This window comes from Sinorhizobium prairiense (assembly GCF_029201645.2).
Lineage (GTDB): Bacteria > Pseudomonadota > Alphaproteobacteria > Rhizobiales > Rhizobiaceae > Sinorhizobium > Sinorhizobium meliloti_A.
In genome coordinates this window covers 1,110,273-1,130,842 of record NZ_CP104131.1, presented here as the reverse complement: position 1 = coordinate 1,130,842, position 20,570 = coordinate 1,110,273, and the positions used below count along the sequence as shown (strand labels likewise).

20 protein-coding genes and 2 pseudogenes are annotated in these 20,570 nt (G+C 61.4%); 14 read left to right on the top strand and 8 right to left on the bottom strand.

Going from position 1 to position 20,570, the window contains the following annotated elements:
• Positions 1-250 precede the first annotated feature (250 nt).
• Positions 251-835 carry a hypothetical protein gene (locus N0Q91_RS08040; RefSeq protein ID WP_275597796.1) on the top strand — a complete coding sequence of 195 codons (585 nt, stop codon included), beginning with the start codon at positions 251-253 and terminating at the stop codon, positions 833-835.
• A 236-nt stretch (positions 836-1,071) separates the two neighbouring features.
• Here N0Q91_RS08040 and N0Q91_RS08035 read toward each other — a convergent pair whose 3' ends face one another.
• A complete protein-coding gene (locus N0Q91_RS08035; protein ID WP_018095192.1) occupies positions 1,072-1,689 on the bottom strand; it encodes a J domain-containing protein in 618 nt (205 codons plus the stop codon).
• A gap of 502 nt (positions 1,690-2,191) precedes the next feature.
• Here N0Q91_RS08035 and N0Q91_RS08030 point away from each other — a divergent pair.
• Positions 2,192-2,404: a cold-shock protein gene (locus N0Q91_RS08030; protein WP_003535347.1), complete on the top strand. Its 213-nt coding sequence runs from the start codon at positions 2,192-2,194 to the stop codon at positions 2,402-2,404.
• 128 nt (positions 2,405-2,532) lie between these two features.
• Here the strand turns inward: N0Q91_RS08030 and dusA are convergent, their stop codons facing one another.
• Positions 2,533-3,690, bottom strand: coding sequence for a tRNA dihydrouridine(20/20a) synthase DusA (gene dusA / locus N0Q91_RS08025; protein WP_275597795.1), 1,158 nt, complete (start codon positions 3,688-3,690; stop codon positions 2,533-2,535).
• Between the two features lie 209 nt (positions 3,691-3,899).
• Here dusA and N0Q91_RS08020 point away from each other — a divergent pair, with 209 nt between their 5' ends.
• The 5 genes from N0Q91_RS08020 to N0Q91_RS08000 all read left to right on the top strand — a co-directional run bounded on the left by N0Q91_RS08020 (position 3,900) and on the right by N0Q91_RS08000 (position 8,580).
• A complete protein-coding gene (locus tag N0Q91_RS08020) occupies positions 3,900-4,856 on the top strand; it encodes a cupin domain-containing protein (RefSeq protein ID WP_275597794.1) in 957 nt (318 codons plus the stop codon).
• A gap of 131 nt (positions 4,857-4,987) precedes the next feature.
• Complete coding sequence (locus tag N0Q91_RS08015; protein ID WP_275597793.1) at positions 4,988-5,731, top strand: nitroreductase family protein; 744 nt, start codon at positions 4,988-4,990, stop codon at positions 5,729-5,731.
• A 34-nt stretch (positions 5,732-5,765) separates the two neighbouring features.
• On the top strand, positions 5,766-6,311 hold the full coding sequence (locus tag N0Q91_RS08010; protein WP_275598107.1) for a carboxymuconolactone decarboxylase family protein: 546 nt from the start codon (positions 5,766-5,768) through the stop codon (positions 6,309-6,311).
• A gap of 191 nt (positions 6,312-6,502) precedes the next feature.
• Positions 6,503-7,420, top strand: a complete 918-nt coding sequence (locus N0Q91_RS08005) for an NADP-dependent oxidoreductase (RefSeq protein ID WP_100673704.1) — start codon at positions 6,503-6,505, stop codon at positions 7,418-7,420.
• Between the two features lie 485 nt (positions 7,421-7,905).
• A complete protein-coding gene (locus N0Q91_RS08000; RefSeq protein WP_275597792.1) occupies positions 7,906-8,580 on the top strand; it encodes a hypothetical protein in 675 nt (224 codons plus the stop codon).
• A gap of 159 nt (positions 8,581-8,739) precedes the next feature.
• On the opposite strand, the gene N0Q91_RS07995 is transcribed toward N0Q91_RS08000, so the two are convergent.
• Positions 8,740-8,988, bottom strand: a complete 249-nt coding sequence (locus tag N0Q91_RS07995; protein ID WP_100673706.1) for a hypothetical protein — start codon at positions 8,986-8,988, stop codon at positions 8,740-8,742.
• Positions 8,989-9,415: 427 nt separating this feature from the next.
• On the opposite strand from N0Q91_RS07995, the gene N0Q91_RS07990 reads away from it, so the two are divergent.
• The 4 genes from N0Q91_RS07990 to N0Q91_RS07975 all read left to right on the top strand — a co-directional run bounded on the left by N0Q91_RS07990 (position 9,416) and on the right by N0Q91_RS07975 (position 12,303).
• Complete coding sequence (locus N0Q91_RS07990) at positions 9,416-9,652, top strand: DUF982 domain-containing protein (protein ID WP_003536844.1); 237 nt, start codon at positions 9,416-9,418, stop codon at positions 9,650-9,652.
• Between the two features lie 989 nt (positions 9,653-10,641).
• Complete coding sequence (locus tag N0Q91_RS07985; protein ID WP_100673707.1) at positions 10,642-10,851, top strand: hypothetical protein; 210 nt, start codon at positions 10,642-10,644, stop codon at positions 10,849-10,851.
• A 188-nt stretch (positions 10,852-11,039) separates the two neighbouring features.
• Positions 11,040-11,726, top strand: a complete 687-nt coding sequence (locus N0Q91_RS07980) for a fumarylacetoacetate hydrolase family protein (RefSeq protein ID WP_102761302.1) — start codon at positions 11,040-11,042, stop codon at positions 11,724-11,726.
• Between the two features lie 46 nt (positions 11,727-11,772).
• Positions 11,773-12,303, top strand: a complete 531-nt coding sequence (locus tag N0Q91_RS07975) for a gamma carbonic anhydrase family protein (protein ID WP_275597791.1) — start codon at positions 11,773-11,775, stop codon at positions 12,301-12,303.
• A gap of 9 nt (positions 12,304-12,312) precedes the next feature.
• Here N0Q91_RS07975 and N0Q91_RS07970 read toward each other — a convergent pair whose 3' ends face one another.
• The 3 genes and pseudogenes from N0Q91_RS07970 to N0Q91_RS07960 form a co-directional block, all read right to left on the bottom strand.
• Complete coding sequence (locus N0Q91_RS07970) at positions 12,313-12,708, bottom strand: Fur family transcriptional regulator (RefSeq protein ID WP_003536852.1); 396 nt, start codon at positions 12,706-12,708, stop codon at positions 12,313-12,315.
• Entirely contained in the window at positions 12,708-13,535 is an 828-nt protein-coding gene (znuB, locus tag N0Q91_RS07965; RefSeq protein ID WP_275597790.1) for a zinc ABC transporter permease subunit ZnuB, read from the bottom strand. The genes N0Q91_RS07970 and znuB overlap by 1 nt, the downstream gene beginning before the upstream one ends.
• Positions 13,528-14,434 (bottom strand): annotated as a pseudogene (locus N0Q91_RS07960) (metal ABC transporter ATP-binding protein). The gene znuB and the pseudogene N0Q91_RS07960 overlap by 8 nt, the downstream one beginning before the upstream one ends.
• A gap of 143 nt (positions 14,435-14,577) precedes the next feature.
• Here N0Q91_RS07960 and znuA point away from each other — a divergent pair.
• Complete coding sequence (gene znuA / locus N0Q91_RS07955) at positions 14,578-15,591, top strand: zinc ABC transporter substrate-binding protein ZnuA (protein WP_275597789.1); 1,014 nt, start codon at positions 14,578-14,580, stop codon at positions 15,589-15,591.
• A gap of 108 nt (positions 15,592-15,699) precedes the next feature.
• Here znuA and N0Q91_RS07950 read toward each other — a convergent pair whose 3' ends face one another.
• A complete protein-coding gene (locus tag N0Q91_RS07950) occupies positions 15,700-16,080 on the bottom strand; it encodes an RcnB family protein (RefSeq protein WP_275597788.1) in 381 nt (126 codons plus the stop codon).
• A gap of 127 nt (positions 16,081-16,207) precedes the next feature.
• Positions 16,208-17,833: a glycoside hydrolase family 43 protein gene (locus tag N0Q91_RS07945; RefSeq protein ID WP_275597787.1), complete on the bottom strand. Its 1,626-nt coding sequence runs from the start codon at positions 17,831-17,833 to the stop codon at positions 16,208-16,210.
• Positions 17,834-18,182: 349 nt separating this feature from the next.
• On the opposite strand from N0Q91_RS07945, the gene N0Q91_RS07940 reads away from it, so the two are divergent.
• Together N0Q91_RS07940 and N0Q91_RS07935 are read left to right on the top strand one after the other, a co-directional pair.
• The gene (locus N0Q91_RS07940) at positions 18,183-18,758 is read left to right on the top strand and encodes a TRAP transporter small permease subunit (RefSeq protein ID WP_100673713.1); all 576 of its coding nucleotides are present in this window, start codon (positions 18,183-18,185) and stop codon (positions 18,756-18,758) included.
• Positions 18,755-20,548, top strand: a pseudogene (locus N0Q91_RS07935) (TRAP transporter large permease). The gene N0Q91_RS07940 and the pseudogene N0Q91_RS07935 overlap by 4 nt, the downstream one beginning before the upstream one ends.
• Positions 20,549-20,570 lie beyond the last annotated feature (22 nt).

Genomic DNA, 20,570 nt, shown 5'->3' with positions numbered 1-20,570 from the left:
CCCTATCGGGATCCAAGGATCCCGATAGGACTGACACTGGGCCGTTGCCAGGCCTTTCCAGACATCGAATCAACCAAAGCGGTCGCTGCGAGAGCGACCTCAGAACGAGTGCAACGACGCCACCGTTACCCCAATTTTTTATGGGTAGCCCGAAATGATTAGCCCGACATACCCGCGAAACCCTTAAATTTTTACGGAACATTTCCTTCCCGACACGAATTTAAGTTGTCACTAATTTAGGGAGGAAAATATGAAAACCCTGGATGTATTTCTTACGAGCACCGGTCTGGCTCTTATGTCAGTCGGTTTTTCAACTTCGGCAACGATTCCCGCGCACGCCCAGAACCTTACGGGCCCCATGCTCATGGCCGAGCAGTGCAGCCCTCTGACCGACGCCAACTACGAAGCTTGCTGCATGGCTCAGAACAGAGCGGAAATCCTCACGGCCGGGCAAATAGAGCAATGCCCGCCCCTCTCCACGGCGGCCATCGGCAATTCATTTTCCACGACCTCCACCCGCGGCCTGAATGGCGATGACGGTGGCGGCGGTGGCGGCGGCGGTGGCGGCGGCGGCGGCGGTGGCGGCGGCGGCGGCGGCGGCGGCGGCGGCGGCGGCGGTGGCGGCGGCGGCGGCGGCGGTGGCGGTGGCGGTGGTCAAGACACCGGCAAGGGTAACCAGGACCATGGCAAGGGTAACCAGGACCACGGCAAGGGTAACCAGGACCACGGCAAGGGTAACCAGGACCACGGCAAGGGCAACCAGGACGACGGCAAGGGCAACCAGGACAACGGCAAAGGCAGCCAAGATCGCGGCCTTAAAGGTAACCAGGACTAACCAGGACCACGATAGCAGCGATGACGGCGGGTCGGGCGCCTGAAGGATTGCTCGCAGGAGCGCTCGACAGCGCCGATGGCAAATGACGAGAGCGCCGTGGCCGGCTCTCATAGCCGGCACGGCCAGTCCGGCTCCCGTTGCGTTCCGGAGAAAGTCGGGCTTGTTGAACTATGCGCTTCGCGTTTCACAGCTCCAACGAGCGGTCACCCTGCCATGGACCGACGACCGCACCTGCTCTACTCCGCCGCGCGCGCCTTCGCCTCCACCGCTTCCAACTCGTAGGAATATCCCTCGAGCATGGAGTAGGCCTGCTCGATCGCCTCGATCTGGGCTTCGGCGTTCCTGATCGCCTCGGCGATCGACTGGCTGCGGGCGCGCAGCATGGAGCCGAGCACGTCTGTCTCGGGCCGCCTGCCGATGCGGTCGAGATGCTTGCGCACGCGGGAGCGGTGGCGTTCCAGTTCCAAAATGTGGAAGCGGTTTTTGACGATGTCATCGGAAAGCTTGCGTCGCATCGCCGCCACCGGATCGAAACTACCGGGCTCGCGTTCATCGAGTATGAAGTCGTTGACGAGGGTCTCCAGCATCATGAGGCCCTTGAGGTCTTTCGGGTCGGCGAGCTGGGGATCGTAACCGGTGTCATCGTAGACTTTGCGGCGCACCGGATCCTTCAGGAGATCGTAGGCCGCCTGCAGCTTGCCGAACTGCTCGGCATCACCGCCGCGGTCGGGATGCGCGGTCTTCACCGCCCGGCGATAGGCCGTCCGGACCGCCCGCTCGTCGGCGTCGCGCTCAATTCCAAGGAGGGCATAGGGATCAATCACGCCGGCCACCTGCTCATCGTCAACTCGCATATTCGTTTCCGGTACAGACCTACCGGTTCGCCGCGGCAGCAGCAAGCCCGCGAGGCTCACGGGGAGAGTGCAGGCTCAACCTAGTGCCGCGACGAAAATGTGGTCGAAACGAGGCAATCCACGACATTTGCCTCGCGACACACGGCACCGCGAGGTCACGCGGGCGCCTTCGGCATAAGGCATTGCCCGCAGGTGCGGGACCGCAAGAACTCCCCTTGCCTTTTTCACGGAATACTGCCAATCCTATTGCCGTTCGGGCGTTTTCAATCCCGGAGACTGGACTTTCGCTTTGAGCCTGGCTTGACGCCGGGACAGCCGCAAGCGGCATCGTAGACGTCTTTTCCCCGATATCGTGACCACTCGACGCCTTTCAGCGCATTTCGCTGAAGACGACACGTTCGCTTCCTTCCGGGGGCGCGGACACACTACCTAAAGCAACCGATGCGTGATATTGAAGCGCAGGGTTGCGGCAAAGACAGACTGAAGGAAAAGGACTTCTTCCATGGCCACCAAAGGCATCGTCAAATTCTTCAACCAGGACAAGGGTTTTGGTTTCATCACGCCGGAAGGCGGTTCGAAGGACGTTTTCGTCCACATCACCGCTGTCCAGGCCGCAGGCCTCACGACATTGAACGATGGCCAGGAGGTCAGCTTCGACACGGAGCCGGATCGCATGGGCAAGGGCCCGAAGGCCGTCAACCTCCAGGCTCTCTAAGCCTGGCGTTCGACAAAGCGTGAAGAGCGGCGCTTCGCAAGAGGCGCCGCTTTTCGTTGGAGAGCACCCCATCCCACCCGCCGCCCGCCTTCCCCTCGCCGGCGAAGGAGACTGGCGGCGCAGTCGCGTCACTCTGCCGCCTGCCTTGCCGTTACCGCCTCGAACACCGCGTCGAAAGCAGTGTGGATGACTTGCGGACCGGCGTCCTTGCGGGTGGCGTCGGCAGAGAGTATCTGACGATAGCGCCGCGCGCCGGGCCAGCCTTGGAAGAGCCCGACCATGTGCCGCGTCACATGGATCAGCCGGCCGCCATTCTCGATATGCGCAGCGGCATGGTTCGCCATGGCATCGCGGATACCGGACCAGAATTCCAGCGACAGATTATGGTTACGATCGGAAAAGCCGTCGGGGTCGATCGGCATGGGCGCGGCCCCCGTCAGCGGGTGGACGAAATAGCCGTCGGCGGCAGTCAGCAGGCCGCTGTCGTGATAGGCCGCACGGCCCAGCATCACACCGTCGAGAGGAGCGCCGCATGCGGCCTCTGCCGCAGTCCCGGTGGCTCCTCCCCTCGGTAGCGACCGCGGATCGAGGTGGGACAGCGCCTGATCCAGCTTTTGAAGACCCCCATTGAGACCAATGAAAAGATTCGTATTTTCCGCCTTGAGGCGGTGTACGAGGCCATAGTCGAGCGGCGGAACCTCGCGGTTCTCTCTCGGGCTCAGTCCTTTGAGCCATGCCTTTCGCGCATGCACCCACACGGCATCCGTTCCGGCATCCTTGACGCGCCCGACGAGGTCGCGAAGCGCGACTTCCGGATCCTGATCGTCGACGCCGATACGACATTTGACCGTGACCGGAATCTTGACCGCCGCCTTCATCGCCGCGATGCAGTCGGCGACCAACGCCGGCTCCTGCATCAGACAAGCGCCAAAGGTGCCGGACTGCACCCGATCTGACGGGCAGCCGACATTCATGTTGATCTCGTCGTAGCCGAAGCCTTCGGCAATGCGCGCCGCCTCCGCCATCTTCGTCGGATCGCTGCCGCCGAGCTGCAGGGCGACCGGATGTTCAGAGGCATCGTGGCCGAGCAGCTTTTCCCGATCGCCGCGCAGAATCGCATCCGCGACGATCATTTCCGTATAGAGCAAAGCATGCCTCGAGAGCAGGCGCGCGAAAAACCGATAATGACGATCTGTCCAATCGATCATCGGCGCAACGGCAAAGACGGGTGCCTTGAAGTACCTGTTTTTATCTTGCTTACCAGCGGTTTGCGCTGTTTCTTTCATGTCCGGTTGGCTCTCATTTGACGCGTTTTTAGCCCGTTCCTGCTGTGCTATTGCTACAATGTAGCAAATGGCCGGAGGCTTATAGCAAAAACATGGGCACCATCGTCTAGCGAAGTGCCGGAATGGGCAGAAAGGCGATCATCCCGGTCGAGGATGTCTGCCGCGACTATTTCAATCACATGGCGATTTCCTGAAAGTCTCGAGGTCCAATGTCTGAAGTCGATTGGTTGAGCCATCTCCTGCAAATCGTCACCGTAACCGGTCAGCTCGAGGTCCGCTGTACCTACGGTGCGCCATGGCGCGTGGACTGGGGCCGGGCTGCGGCGAACGAAATCCCCTACCACGCCATCGTCCAGGGTCGGGCCATTTTCGAGGATCCGGAGACGAAAACGACGAGGGAGTTGGTGAGCGGAGATATCGTGCTGCTACCTCATGGTGCCGCGCATGTACTGCACGACGGTAGCGGGCAAACTCCTATCCATACCCGGCAACACCGGAGGTCTGCCGGATGGATGCTGAGCGAGAACGATAGCCAGGGCGAGCAACTCGATCTGTTGTGCGGTCGATTTTTCATCGCGCCGCCCCATGATCGACTGATCCGTAACTACCTGCCCACAAATCTCGTGGCGCGGGCCACGGACAGCCGTGGAGAAGATGGTATCGGTTCCGCTTCCAACCAACTGGCCAGTCTGGTGAGGCTGATGCGTATGGAGTCCGCCGGCGACCGAGCGGGAGGACGCGCCGTTCTCAACGCCCTTTCTTCGGCCCTGTTCACACTGGTACTGCGAGCGGCGAGCGAATCCGAGAAAGCCCCCGAAGGCTTGTTGGCCCTGGCCGGCCATCCGCGACTTGCTCCAGCCATTGCGGCCATGCTTGGCGATCCGGCCCATCCATGGAAACTGCCTGATCTGGCGGATTTGTGCGGCATGTCACGCGCCACGTTCATGCGGCACTTTCAAGACAGGCTAGGTTGCTCCGCGCTCGATTTGTTGACCGATCTCCGCATGAGTTTGGCAGCCAACGAACTCAAGAAGCCGGCAATAAGCACTGAAGCCGTGGCCGAGACGGTGGGATATCAATCCGTTTCCGCATTCCGACGGGTGTTTGCGGAAAGGATGGGGATGACGCCGGGGGAATGGCGCCGACTGGCGCACAATGGCGCGTAGGCCCAGGACGATCTTAGCTGATATCCGCCAGATTGATCCTTTCGCGCATTATATTGAGCCAATCCAGTCTCGATGTTTGCATCGTCATTCGTAAATTGGGTTCCGTCATCACTTGATGAAGGAGCCATCCAATGAACTGCATCAGTATCGCCGCCAACGAAACCGCAACCGGCACAGACGTCGAAATCCACGCACGGACCGAGATCCCCGGAATCGCTCTCGCGCCCCAACCGTCCCATTCGCACGCGCAGCCAACGCCGACGAATGCCGTCATCGAAACCATTCTGAGCCGTAGTGCTGCCAAGTACTACGACCCAGCCGCCACCCTGAGCGATGGTGAGATCCGCGACCTGGTGCGGATCGGCACCTCCGCGCCGACATCGTTCCACCTGCAGAACTGGCGGTTTATCGCAGTCCGTACGCCTGACGCCAAGGCACGGCTACGTCCGATCGCCTGGAACCAGCCCGCAATCACCGACGCCGCCGTTACCTTCATCATCGTCGGCAGGTTGGCCGATGCCAGCACCGTCCCGGAGCGCCTGGCGCCGGTAGTGGAAGCCGGCATCATGCCAGCGCACCTGGTGCCGGAATGGGAAATCCCCGCTCGCGGGCTGTATGACGGTCAACCCCAGCGGCAGCGCGACGAGGCGGTACGTTCCGCTACCTTCGGCACCGCGGCCATCATCTATGCAGCTCGCTCCCTCGGCCTGGGTTCGACGCCGATGATCGGGTTCGACGCGGAAGCCGTGCACCGCGAGTTCGGCCTGACCGAGGACGAAGTGCCGGTCATGCTTCTGACCGTCGGGCCGGAGCGGACCGGCAACTGGCCGCAGAAGCCGCGCCTGCCGGTGGCCGACGTCCTGTCCTTTGCATAATCCACAGTCCAAACAGTTACTTATGGAGAGTATGATGTCTAGAACTGTTGCCCTGGAACCCGAACATGTACCGGCAGAATCGAAACCAACTCTCGATGCATTCACGAAGAGCATCGGGTTCACCCCAAATATGATGGCGGCCTTCGCGCAGAGCCCGATCGCGTTCAACGCATGGGCCACGCTGCTTGGCTCCCTCAGCAAGGCGCTCGATGTGAGGACGCGCGATAGTATCGGCCTTGCCGTCTCGGAGGTGAATGGCTGCAATTATTGCCTGACGGTCCACAGCTACACCGCGGAACATATGGCAAAGTTATCGGCGGATGACATCATTCTCGCCCGGAATGGTCATGCAAACGACCCGAAACGAGACGCCGCAGTCCAGTTCGCGCGCAAAGTCATCGAGGCCCGAGGGCACGTTGGTGATGCCGATCTGAAAGCCGTCCGCGACGTCGGCTACACCGATGCGAACATCATCGAGATCGTTGCGCTGGTCGCCATGTACTCCCTGACGAACTTCTTCAACAATGTGTTCGACCCCGAGCGGGACTTTCCCGCCGTTACCCCGGCCGGCTCTATCTAAGCCCGGTCCTGTCGCAATCTCCGCGCGGTTGAACCCGAAATAAGCCGGGCTCGCCGCGCGACATCACACAGCAACTCGACAACAAGGTCTTTGAAAAGGCGTCAAGCCGGTAACGAGTTGCGCGGGAGATCGAAAACATCTTCCACGCCTGAATTATTACAAGCCAACAAATATCTGAGGAGACAATTCCCATGAAAGCGATCGTAGTGACCGACCAGGCTGCGGGAACAGCCGGAATGAAGCTGGTGGAGCGACCCGAGCCGCAGGCCGCGATAAACGACGTCGTCGTTGAGGTTCATGCGGCGGGGTTCGTCAACACCGAACTGGATTGGCCTTCAACTTGGACGGATCGGGCCTTTCGTGACCGGACGCCATCGATTCTCGGCCATGAGCTGGCCGGTGTGATCACCGCGCTGGGCTATGGCACCACGGGGCTGTCGATCGGCCAGCGGGTGTTCGGCCTGTCGGACTGGTATCGCGACGGCACACTCGCTGAGTACGTCGCCATGGAGGCCCGCAACCTCGCGCCATTGCCCGGCAACGTCGACTTCACGGTGGGCGCAAGCCTGCCAATATCCGGCCTGACCGCATGGCAGGGACTGTTTCAGCATGGCCGCCTTCAGGCGGGGCAGAGCGTCCTCGCACATGGCGCAGCTGGCGCCGTCGGCTCGATCGTGACCCAGCTTGCGCGGGAAGCCGGCGCCTATGTCATCGGCACCGGACGCGCCGCTGACCGCCAGAGAGCTCTGGACTTCGGTGCAAATGAATTCGTCGATCTTGGAAACGACACCCTGGAAGACGTCGGCCGCGTCGATCTGGTATTCGACGTTATCGGCGGCGATGTTCAGAGGCGGTCCGTACCGCTGATCCGGGCCGGAGGAACGCTTGTGACAGCCGTCGGACCGACGGATATCCGACCTGTGGATGGCCTGGTGGTTGACTTCGTCGTAGAGGCTGATCGTGGCCAGCTCTCGGAGATCGTTCAGCGCGTCCGGGACGGAAGACTGCGGACGAACATCGGCAAGATTTCAAGTCTGGACGATGCGATCGCCACCTTCAATTCTACGGAGCGACGCGCCGGAAAGACGGTCATCCGCGTTCTCCCGTGAGGACTCGGCGAAACCGAGGATATTCGCGGGGGACTCGAAGCAGCCGTATCTTCCTGCCGGATAGGCCTCCATGCGACGGCGGCCACCGCAAAGACGGGTGCCTTGAAATACCGGCTTTCCGTCTTCTCGTCTGTGGCCCGATTCCATCCTGTCTCGTCAGCTCATTGCTACATACGGCAGCGGTCCGAGGCTTGTAGCAAATCACGTGCACAATCGCCGAGTGAAAGAGGGATCGTTAATATAACCGATAGAAGAAACAGATCCGAAACAGATGTTCGGATGTATTGTTCCTTCGCAACTAATACTGTCGATTGTATCTTGTGGCAAAATTCGGGCGGCTCCTGAGGGCTGTAACTGGATATTCAGTTGAAGATCAGACGGTTATAATATTCTTGCGTAAGGCATCACTTTCTGTGCCATCCTGCGCCGCGCTGGAGGCTGAGGTTCGAAACATGTCCTAAACTTTCAGGGAAGGAAGCAGGACAATGCGTAGAACAGGAAAAACTATCATCGGCTCATTGCTTGGTCTCGCCTATGTCGTTGCCACGCCATTTGCCTCACTCGCGTCGTTCGATGACGGCCTGCGTCAGAGTACAGCGCTTGCCGGTCCTCATGGTGACGTCCTTGTGGTTGCCGACGCCGGGAGCGCGCCAGCCGGAGGTCAGGAGACGGGCTCCGGTGGCGGTCAGGACAGCGGCTCCGGCGGCGGTCAGGATACCGGCTCCGGCGGCGGCCAGGACAGCGGTTCCGGCGGTGGCCAGGACAGCGGTTCCGGCGGCGGTCAGGATACCGGTTCCGGCGGCGGTCAGGATACCGGCTCCGGCGGCGGTCAGGACAGCGGCTCCGGCGGCGGTCAGGATACCGGCTCCGGCGGTGGCCAGGACAGCGGCTCCGGCGGCGGCCAGGATACCGGCTCCGGCGGCGGTCAGGATACCGGCTCCGGCGGTGGCCAGGACAGCGGTTCCGGCGGTGGCCAGGACAGCGGTTCCGGCGGCGGCCAGGATAGCGGCTCAGGCGGCGGTCAGGACAGCGGCTCCGGTGGCGGCGAAGGCTCCGGTGGCGGCGAAGGCTCCGGCGGCGGTCAGGACAGCGGCTCAGGCGGTGGCCAGGATAGCGGCTCCGGCGGCGGCGAAACTCCCGCTTCCACGTCGAGCGACTGACACGGTAGCAATAGTCGTTGGATCACGATGATTCAGGTCGGGTCGACCTAACATCATGAACGTGATCGAACTCTACGAAGTTAGAGCGGGATGCGGGCGGAAAACGGCACACTTTTCTCCTCATCCCGCTCTACTGCCGCAATCAGACGCGGTCGAAGCTCATTGAAATCCCGCTTGGCGGAACCACTCCTGGATGCCGGCAAGAACCTCCGCCTTGGCGCCCTCGAGCGTCGGCGCGTAGCGGAAGCCCGTTTCACCGGTACCGTTGCAATGGGAGATGCGCCAGGCCCAATCGCTCATGGCCTGACGTTTCATGACGAAGGCGACTTCATGTCTGCCAAGCATCGCGCAGAAAGTCCCATTCTGCAGCGGCAACCAAGTCAAACGGATCTCTGCAACCCTCACCATTCGAGCCCTCCAACAGCAGAAAAGGTATAGAATGGGGGCCAAGTGCTTGAAACCCCGCCTTTTGAGGGGATGCAGCGCAATACGGGTGGCGAGGGAAAGGACAACTCCAGATAAGGGCTCCTTCGACCATGAGCAAAGCGTCGCTGCGGCGAAGATATCTGATCGGCCGCGGCGGCGGGCAGGAGGAAAATCGTGTTCCAGCAAAATTGCGGACAAACCGGATTCCCTGAGCTACATTGAAGCGCTCGGCTCGTTCTCCGGGCTTCTCGGGAGGGAACCCGGCAGGCCCGACAGCGTTCTTGTACATGATCCCGGGAACGGGAAAGCGGCGATCGAAGCCGGTGTCCGTCGCTTTGTCGCCCGATTGGAACCGAACATACCCTGACGCGGCCTGATTGCTGCGTCGCTGCGATCCAGGAGGAGAAGCATGCAGGTCTTGTGGAGCAATCCCATCGAGCTTGGAATGACCGGGGGTGACGTGCGCATGGTCAAGGGACCGTCCGACGCGCTCCGTTGCCTCGCAGACCATTGGCCGTATCGCGGCCCCTACTATGTCGCCGCGCGCAGCGCGTGCCGCGCCGCGATCGACGGGCGTCGTACCTGCGAGGAAGCACGCAGACTCTTTCTTTCCGCCGCTGAGGAGGCGCGTCTTAAAGCGCACTAGGGCCTGTTGAGATTCATTTTGAGTTTATGACGGCTGCTGAGAGATGGATAATGGCGTTGAAGCTCTATTCGGTTTCGTCGGCACACATGGCGATGCAGCTCAAAGTGCTCCAGCGACCTTTGCGCGTCTCATAAGACGCGCGGCGCTGTAGGAAACTGTTCAGAGGACGGCAATCTTTCCTCCCTCCTCATCCCTGTGCTTGTCACAGGGATGCAGCAGCGCCGCGTCTGCGGCGCGGGAAACGTTCTTTCAGCCCACGGACTTGGTCTGGCTGGATTCCTGTGACGAGCACAGGAATGAGGGAAATCAAACAGGCGGCGGCGGGCGGCCCGAATTTCAACAGGCCTCAGGAAGGTATCGGAGGACTGCAATCTCTCCTCCGTCCTCATCCCTGTGCTCATCACAGGGATCCAGCAGCGCCGCGTCTGCAGCGCGGAAAGAGCCTTTCCAGCCCAAGGACTTGGTCTGGCTGCACCCCTGTGACAAGCACAGGAATGAGGAAATCAAACAAGCCGCGGCGGGCGGCCCGAATCTCAACAGGCCTTAGCTCACGATATACCGGGCAACCGACCGCAACACTGATCGATCCTTTGCGCTTGCGGTTATAGAGGTTGTCGATGACGATGGCTGATTGGCGACGATTTTCCGCCTGGGTGGATCGATGCTGGGCGCCTCCAGTCGGACCCCGTGTATTGGTAATACAATTCTTGTGCGGCGCAATATTCGGTCACACCCGGCCGGTCGGCTTGAAAAACAAAGAAACCTCTAATATAACCGTTCCCGTGTGTTAATCCGCGAATATGAGAATGCGATCTTTGCAATCGCGCGGTCCAGCCTCGAAATGAGTGTGAAATCTTCGCGAATTCGCCCGATTTCTGTCGTGAAGGCTTCATCTGGCGGCGTTATATTCTATTCCGTCTTACAAAAACCAATATCGAATGTTTAAGGTCCCATCAAAAGAGGGACATAAGAAATAATACGGGAGAGCTATGATGAGAGAGCGTAATCTCTATCGTATCGTCGAAGTCAGCATGAGGCGCGAAAGCGGCCGTAAGGAAATCGGCATCATGACCGTGCGCCAGGCCCTTGAGCTTCCCCAGGTACCAAGCCTCGAATACAGTCATCCGGAACTCAACTCGCGGTCCGACGGCCGCTTCCTCACGCGTGACCAACTCGAGGCCTATGCGCGCTGCGCCTGACCCGGAGAGCACGGCTCAGGCATCATTCTCACGCCCTGCCTATTGCAGCAGCCCGTCCGGCTGCTAACGTCCTTCTCTCCAGATTCGCTTCGGCGTCGCCCCGACCTCAGGGGGCGGTGCTGGTGCGTCGATTTCTGCGAACGAACCGCTCGGGCCAGACCGAGACCGAATGATGGAGCCGGACGATCATGCAGACAGCCCTGACACCCCCGCCCCTCGTCCTGCTGCCGATCTCCGGCAGCTCCGTCGGGTTTCCGGTGCGCCGGGTCTATTGTGTCGGCCGCAACTATGCGGCCCACGCCCGCGAGATGGGTCACGACCCGGACCGTGAGGCGCCCTTCTTCTTTCAGAAAAACGCCGACAATCTTCTGCCGCCGGGCGAGGATTTTCCCTATCCGACGCGCTCTTCCGACGTTCATCACGAGGTTGAGCTGGTCGTCGCCATGCGCACCGGGGGCGCGGACATTCCCGTCGAGCAGGCCGCCGATCACATCTTCGGTTATGCCGTCGGCATCGACTTCACCCGCCGGGATCTGCAGGCGGAAGCCAAGAAGGCAGGCAAGCCGTGGACGGCCGCCAAGGCGTTCGAGCATTCCGCGCCGGTTTCCGCGATCGTCCCAGTCACCGCGATCGGTCATCCCGCAAGCGGCAATATATGGCTCAAGGTCAATGGCGAACTGCGCCAACAGGGCGACCTCGACCAGATGATCTGGAAGGTGCCCGAGATCATCGCCGAGCTTTCCCGCCTCTTCACTCTCGCGCCGGGCGACATCATCATGACCGGAACGCCGTCAGGTGTGGGTGCCGTCACGCAAGGCGATGTCGTAGCCTGCGGCATCGACGGGATCGGCGCGATCTCCGTCAACATCGTTTGAGAAACGGAAGGGCGAAATTCACCGCCTTCGACCAAAGGACGCAGCCATGCCGCTTTACGCTCTAGGACCGCTCAGACCGCAGACGCCGACCGAAGGCAGCTTCTGGGTGGCGCCGGACGCAACCATCATCGGGCAGGTTGAGCTCGGCGAGGATGTCGGCATCTGGTTCGGCGCGACGCTGCGCGGCGACAACGAGCCGATCCGCATCGGCGCGCGCACGAACATCCAGGAGGCCGTCATCATCCATGTCGATCCCGGTCACCCGGTTTCCATAGGCGAAGGCTGCACCATCGGTCACCGGGCTATCGTTCACGGCTGCACCATCGGCGACAATTCGCTGATCGGCATGGGAGCGACGATATTGAACGGCGCGAAGATCGGCCGCAATTGCCTCGTCGGCGCCAACGCGCTGGTCACCGAGGGGAAGGAATTCCCCGACAATTCTCTCATCGTCGGCGCTCCGGCCAAGGTGGTGCGGACCCTCGATGACGCCGCCGTCGAGGGATTGAAGCGTTCGGCCGAACATTATGTGAAGAATTGGCAGCGTTACGCCGCCCAACTTACGCTGCTGGATTGATGCGCGGCCTCACGCGCAGCTCTTGCAGTGTCCGCGGATCTCGATCGTCGTCTTCTCGGTCTTGAACTCCTGCGCGCGCACGAGCGTGGAAAGCCGATCCTCGATCACCTCGTCATGAAACTCGGTCACCTGGCCGCAGCCTTCGCAGATGGTGAAGGCCGTGACACCGTGGTCGTGCTCGTGTTCATGCGGGCAGCTGCAGGCCACGAAGGCGTTGAGGCTCTCCAGCCGATGAACCAGCCCGTATTCGAGCAGCTTGTCGAGCGCGCGATAGACCTGCAGCGGTGCACGAAAGCCATTGTCGCGCAGCTTGTCGAGAATGGTGTAGGCGCTCATCGGACCGTCCGAATGGGCCAGCGCCCCCATCACCAGCGACTGGTTCTTGGTCAGTTGGGGCGTAACCATCAGTGATGTCCTCCATCCGAAGTATGCGGGGCGCTCTCGATCCGGCGGCCGACCGGCAGCAGACTCAGCACGAAAAGGACCAGCGCGGCAACCACGATCGACGGTCCCGACGGCGTATCCCAGTGAAGCGAGCCGAAAAGCCCGCCGGCAACGGCGACCGCGCCGATCAGCGAGGCGTAGACAGCCATGACTTCCGGAGACGAGGCGAAGCGACGGGCGGTTGCCGCCGGTATGATCAGCAGCGAGGTGATCAGCAGGATGCCGACGATCTTCATGGCGATCGCAATCACCAGAGCCATCAGCAGCATGAAGAAGAACCGCGCCCTCTCGGGCTCGAGGCCTTCCGCTTCGGCCAGCTCCGGATTGACGGTCGATGCGAGCAACGGCCGCCAGAGATAGACCAGCGCGAAGATCACCAGAATGCCACCGCCCCAGACGATGTCGATATCGGCGCGGGACACCGCGAGGATGTCGCCGAAGAGGAAGCCGACGAGGTCGATCCGGACCCAGGTCATGAAGGCGACGATGACGAGGCCGATCGACAGCGCCGAGTGCGAGAGAATGCCGAGCAGCGCGTCGGTGGAGAGCGCGCCGCGCTTCTGCAGGAAGAGAAGCAGCACCGAGACGACGGAAGCGACGATAAACACGCTTACCATGAGGTTGAGGTCCATGAGCAGCGAGAGCGCCACCCCGAGCAGCGCCGAATGTGCCATCGTATCGCCGAAATAGGCCATGCGACGCCAGATGACGAAGCAACCGAGCGGCCCGGCGACCATGGCGATGCCAATTCCGGCGACGAGCGCGCGAATGAAGAAATCGTCAAGCATCGCGCTTCTCCGTCCCGTAACCCTGGAGCCGCGCGTGATGGCCGCAGCCGCAGTCCGGATCGTGATCGTGAATGTTGTCGGCCTCTTCGTCATGATGGTGGCCGTCGTCCGGGAAGCAGCTTTCGGTGATGCTGCCGTCGGCATGCAGCACCCGCCCGTCCGGGAGGTGCGTATGGTCGTGGTGATGACTGTAAACCGCAAGCGCGCCGGCGGCCCGGCGGCCGAAGAGTTTGAGATATTCCGGACTTCTGGCTCACCACCTGCGGCGTTCCGCGACAGCAGACGTGGCCGTTGAGGCAGACGACCGTATCGGTTTCCGCCATGACGATATGGAGATCGTGGGAAATGAGCAGGATACCGCAGCCGGTGCGGTTGCGTATCTGCTTGATCAATTCGTAGAGGGCTATCTCCCCGGAAAAATCGACTCCCTGCACCGGCTCGTCCAGGACCAGCAGGTCGGGTTTGCGGGCGATCGCGCGGGCAAGCAGCGCCCGCTGGAACTCGCCACCCGAAAGGTGCTGCACCTCGGCCTTCGCCATGTGCAGCATGCCCGTCGCTGCGAGCGACTCTTCGATCTCTCGCCCCTTGAGTGGGCCAGTCAGCGTCATCAGCCGCTCCACCGTCAGCGGCAGCGTCCAGTCGACGGCAAGCTTCTGCGGCACATAGCCGACTTTCAGCCCTGCGAGCCGGTCGACGTGTCCCTCATCCGGCTTGAGAACCCCGATCGCCGTCTTCGCCGTCGTCGATTTTCCCGACCCGTTCGGCCCTATGAGGGTGACGATCTCGCCGCGGCTGATCGAAAAATCGACGCCGCGCACCAGCCATCTGCCGTTTCGCCGCACCCCGGCATTGGCGAGGCTGACCAAGGGCGTCGTTTCTGGTGATCGGAAGTTCAACATCAAAAAGTTCCGGCTGGTGGTTGCCACTGGCTATCGCACACGTTATAGCATAACGCAATTGATGTAATAACATAACAACGCCGTTTCAAGCAATGTCCGGCCGTAAACGCCGGCTGCAGCAACCGGACAATTCGGAGAAAACGATGAATTCGACGACTGCCCTCCTGTTCGCCTCGACGCTTCTCCTTGCCTCCCCCGCATTTGCGGAGGCGCCCAATGTGGTCGTCTCGATCAAGCCGGTCCATTCGCTGGTCGCCTCGATCATGCAGGGCGTCGGCGAACCCTCGCTCATCGTCGAGGGCGGCGCCTCCCCTCATACCTACACCATGAAGCCGTCGAACGCCGCGGCACTGCAGGCGGCAAAGGTCGTGTTCTGGGTCGGACCGGGCCTGGAGGCTTTCCTCGACAAGCCGCTTGATACGCTCGGCACAGGTGCCCAGGTGGTCGAACTCGGCGAAGCTCCCGGGCTGGAGAAGCTGAAGTTCCGCGAGGGCGGCGCCTTCGAGGGGCATGATCACGGGGAAGAGGGGCACGGCGGGGAAGCCGGCCACGAAGATCACGGCGATGCCCATGCCGGCGAAGCGGACGGTGCCGAGCATGCCGATAAGCATGGCGATCATCATCATGCCGAAGGCGAATTCGACATGCATATGTGGCTCGATCCGATGAACGCCAAGGCCATGGCGACGGAGATCGAGAAGACTTTGGCCGCGGCCGATCCGTCCAACGCCGCCACCTACAAGGCCAATCTGGAGAGGTTCAACGATCGGATCGACGCTCTCGACAAGGGTCTCGCCGAGACGGTGACTGCAATCAAGGACAAGCCTTTCGTCGTCTTCCACGATGCCTATCAGTATTTCGAGAACCGCTACAAGGTGCGCGTCGCGGGTTCGATCACCGTCAGCCCGGAGGTGCTGCCCGGCGCGGAACGGCTCTCCGAGATCCGCGCGAAGATCAAGGAGTTGGGCGCGACCTGCGTCTTCGCCGAGCCGCAGTTCGAGCCTAAACTCGTCAGTGTCGTCATCGAAGGCACGCCGGCGAAATCCGGCACGCTCGATCCGGAAGCCGGCACCCTCGAGGCCGGACCGGATCTCTACTTCCAGATGATGGAAAACATCGGCGTTTCGCTGAAGGAATGCCTTTCTTCGGCGAGCTAAGGCCTGTTGAGATTCGGGGCACCGCCGCCGCTTGTTTGCTCGCCTCATCCCTGTGCTCGTCACAGGGATGAGGGAAAAATCGGGGTCGTTAAAAAGGAACACGCAAGGTCAATAGGCCGATGCGAGGCCTGCGATCACGCCCGTTGCGAGGCTGATCAGCAGAAAGTCATTGTCGACGCGCACCCATTGCTGGCCCCGTGGCGGCGGCCGCAGCTTGTAGCGACGGTAGTCGCGGACATAGGCCATGTGGCGCCGCTCGGACGGGCTCAGCCTGTGGCCGCGCGCCCAGCGGTGCTTTTTGACGATCACGCGCTTTTCGACATGCTTCTCGACGTGTCGGTCGACACGTTTCTCGACATGACGATCGATGTGCCTGTGGCGATTGCGATCATGCGCCTGCGCAAGCTCGAAGGAGCCGGCCGGCTGAGCAAGCGCCATCGGAGTGGCGAGGAACGAGCTGGCGACGAGCGCGATCAGAAGGCGTTTCATGGGGTTTCCTTTCGTTATTACCCCCCGAAACTAAGCCTTCCTTCCTGAACCGAATATGAAGCCTGACATTACAAATAAGTAATGATTACCGATGCTTATAAGAGTTCTCTCATAAACTTTCCGCATTTCAAACGCTAAGCGCCTGGTAACGGAACCGGTCGAAATCGGCAGGCATCGCGCAACCCGAGATATCGAAAGCGAAGATGCCGGCGAACGCCCCCGTGAAGGAACCGTGCTCGCCGCGCCCACCTTCGTCCGAAATCACGCCGGCGTCGAGCACCGGCCCGATGGTCAGCCATTGTGCCTGGTCCGCCCCCCGCCAAAAGAACTGGAGATCGTTGTCTCTCACCTCCATGGCGAGATGAATTGGACCGTCGGGTACGGCGATCCCGCTGCCGACCGGATAGGTCAACCGCCCGTTCGGAAAATCGCCCGGACAGGAGAGTACGGTGAGGGTACGTCCGAGGGTTTCGTGCCGTGTGACGCCGAGGGCATGGAACTTGTGCCGGTTATAATAATGCGTGAGACCCGCGACCTGCTGATATGTGTCAGGAGCGAAATCGACGACGGCTTCCGCGCGGAAGGAATGATGTTCCTGTCGCCGCGCCACCAGCGCCTGCTCGAACCAGCTGCCGATGCTCTCGCGGCCGAAGAGACGGAGATGCCCGGTCCGGGCGGTTAACGAGAATATCCGCTCCGGGACCGGGGTGCGCAGCCACTGGAACTCCGGCGGAAGCACCTGCTCGTCAAAGTCCGTTTCAAAAAGGACACGCTCAGCGACGGTTCCTGCGGCTCCCGGCGCGGGCACGGTCACCTCGGGAACCGGGCCGCCATTTTCGAGATAGAGCCATCCGTCCTCCCGCCAGACGCATTTCTGCAGCGCAGTCTCGCGGCCGAGCGTGCAGCGTCGCTGCGGCGGCAGCGGCCGGCCGCAAAGATGCGTATGATAGGCTTGGCCGTCCGGCGTCTCGACATATTGCCCGTGCCCCGCGCGTTGCAGAGCCGCCTCCGGGTGACCCTTGGATGTGATGAGATGAACATTCGGGTGCATCTCGTAAGGTCCGTCGATGGTCCGGGACCGCGCCATGCCCACGGCGTGGTCGTAACCTGTCCCTCCCTCGGCGACAGTCAGGTAATACCAACCGTCGCGTTTGAAGAGATGCGGCCCTTCGACGAGGCCGAGCGGACTGCCGGCGAAGATGTTCTTCGCCAGGCCCACGAGCTTGCGGGTTCGCTCGTCCCATTCCTGCAGCAGGATACCGTCGAAAGCGGGGCTCTTGGGCGAGCCGCCGAAGCTTTCGGAGCGGTGGTTCCACTTCATGTTGAGAAACCATTTGCGGCCATCGTCGTCATGGAAAAGCGACGGATCGAATCCCGACGAATTGACATAGACCGGATCGGACCAGGTGGCCTCGACCGCTTCCGCAGTCACGATGTAGTTGTGGGCATCCTTGAAGTTGCCGTCCAGGCGTTTGACGTCTGTATAGACGAGCCAGAACAGCCCGTCGCAATAGGAGAGGCACGGAGCCCATACGCCGCAACTGTCGGGGTTGCCGCGCATGTCGAGCTGACTTGCGCGTTCGAGCGGACGGCGCACGAGTTGCCAGTTCACGAGATCGCGCGAATGGTGAATCTGCACGCCGGGGTACCATTCGAATGTCGAGGTCGCGATGTAATAGTCTTCGCCGACCCGACAGATGGACGGGTCCGGATTGAAACCGGGCAGGATCGGGTTCCGGATCGTCGCGTTCATCTCTTGCATCTCCCTCTTCGCGGTGCCGCATCCAGCCCCAAGCTCACCGTCTTTTCAAGACCTTTCGCGCAGCGTCCCCAGACCGGCATCCCGGCAGATTGCCACCTGTCGAATCGCCTGAAGTCCCCTGCGCGGGCTCCATTTTCCACGAAAGCTGCGGCGGAACATCGGCGGGAAGCGCGCCTGCGTGCCTAAGTTTTGATCATTCGCCGGTGGACGGTATTCGACTTTCGTCTGAGACCCCGCCCCTGATCCCGGAAAATCGGCCATCGCACTTGAAAGCAGGCTTGAAATGGGCACTCTGCCTGTGCTTGGCAAAAAAACAAAAACCATTGCGGGGAGGAACTCGATGAAACCGTTACTCGGCTTCAGCCGATTGATCGACGCCATTACCGAAAAGATCGGCAAGGCGGTCTCTTGGCTTATTCTGGTGGCCGTGCTCGTGAGCGCCGGCAACGCCGTCATCCGAAAAGTGTTCAACATGTCGTCCAATGCATGGCTGGAGGCGCAGTGGTATCTCTTCGGCGCCGCCTTCATGTTCGCTGCCGCCTACACGCTGAGCCAGAACGAGCACATCCGCATCGATGTCGTCTACGGAATGTTCTCGCGCCGCGTGCAGCACTGGATCGACCTCTTCGGACACGTCTTCTTCCTGATGCCCTTCGTGCTTCTCATGCTCTATTACCTCGTGCCCTACGTACGGATGTCCTATGTTTCGGGCGAACTTTCCTCGAGCGCCGGCGGGCTCATCCTATGGCCGGCGAAAGCGATCCTGCTGATCGGCTTCGTTCTTCTCGCCCTGCAGGGCGTATCCGAAATCATCAAGAAGATCGCGATCATGACCGGAAACATGGACGATCCGACGCCTTACGTTCCGGCTCATGCACCGCTCGATGACACGGTATCGCCGGAGGCCCGCTCATGATCGAGTTCGTCGCTGAAAACCTGGCGCCGATCATGTTCGTGTCGCTGATCGTGTTCCTGCTGCTCGGATATCCGGTCGCCTTCTCGCTTGCCGCCAACGGTCTCCTCTTCTTCATCATCGGCGTCGAACTCGCGCCCTTGTCCGATTCCATCAATCTTTCCTGGCCCCTGCTGAACGCACTGCCGGAACGGTTCTGGGGGGTCATGTCGAACGACACGCTTCTCGCCATCCCCTTCTTCACCTTCATGGGCATAGTGCTCGAACGGTCGGGCATGGCCGAGGATCTTCTCGACACGATCGGCCAGCTCTTCGGTCCCGTGCGCGGGGGGCTTGCCTACGCTGTCATCTTCGTGGGCGCGCTTCTTGCGGCCACCACCGGCGTCGTTGCGGCTTCCGTGATCGCCATGGGTCTGATCTCGCTGCCGATCATGCTGCGCTACGGCTATGACCGCCGCATCGCCACCGGCGTCATTGCTGCATCCGGCACGCTCGCGCAGATCATCCCGCCGTCGCTCGTGCTGATCGTTCTTGCCGACCAGCTCGGCCGCTCGGTCGGCGACATGTATGCCGGCGCCCTCATCCCCGGTCTCGTTCTGACCGGGCTCTATATGGGCTACATCCTGCTGATGACCTTCGTGAAGCGGCACTCCATGCCGGCGCTGCCTTTGGAAGCGCGCACCCTCGGGTCCGGCGTCACCTCGCTTGCGATCGCGCTCCTGGTCGCCTGCGCAATCGCCTATGCGGCACACGTCTATCTTTCGCCGACACAGGGCGAAAACGCGGACATCCTCGGAGCGACGGTGGGTACCATATTCATCTATCTGGTCGCCCTCGCCGACAGGGCGCTCAAGATCAACGCGCTTTCGCGTCTGGCCCAGCAGGTGATCATCGTGCTGATCCCGCCGCTGGCCCTGATCTTCCTGGTTCTCGGCACCATATTCCTCGGCATCGCCACCCCGACCGAAGGCGGAGCCATGGGAGCCGTCGGTGCCCTTGTCATGGCTGCGGCCAAGGGCCGGCTGAACATGGAGGTCGTCCGCGCCGCGCTCGCCTCCACGACACGGCTCTCCGCCTTCGTGCTGTTCATCCTGATCGGCGCCCGGGTCTTTTCGCTCACCTTCTACGGCGTCAACGGACACCTCTGGGTGGAACATCTGCTGACCGCGCTCCCGGGCGGCGAGATCGGTTTCCTGATCGCCGTCAACGTGCTCGTCTTCTTCCTGGCGTTCTTCCTCGATTTCTTCGAGCTCGCTTTCATCATCGTGCCGCTGCTCGCACCGGCGGCCGACAAGCTGGGCATCGATCTGATCTGGTTCGGCGTGCTGCTCGGCATCAACATGCAGACGAGCTTCATGCATCCGCCCTTCGGTTTCGCACTCTTCTACCTGCGCTCCGTCGCAGCCCGGGTCCCCTGATCTCGACAAGGTGACCGGCAAGAAGATGGAGCCGGTGACGACGGGGCAGATCTATCGGGCGCAGTACCTTTCGTCGGCATACAGATCATCATGATTGCGCTCACACTCATGTTCCCGCAGATGGTGCTGCATTACAAAGGCAGCGGCACCGGCGTCGATCCGTCGACGATAAAGATCGAAGTTCCGGGCTTCGGCAACGGCGGAGGCGGCCTGACCTTGCCCGACAACGGCGGCGGCCTCGGTCTTCCCGGCGGCTTGCAGCTACCAAGCGGCAGCCCGCTCGACGGGGCTGGCCAGCAGCCGGCCCAACCGAATACGGCGCCGCAGCAGAACAACCCGGCTCCCGATCTCAGCGCACCGCCGTCGTTCAACTGAAGTGCGTTCCACAAGCAGGCCG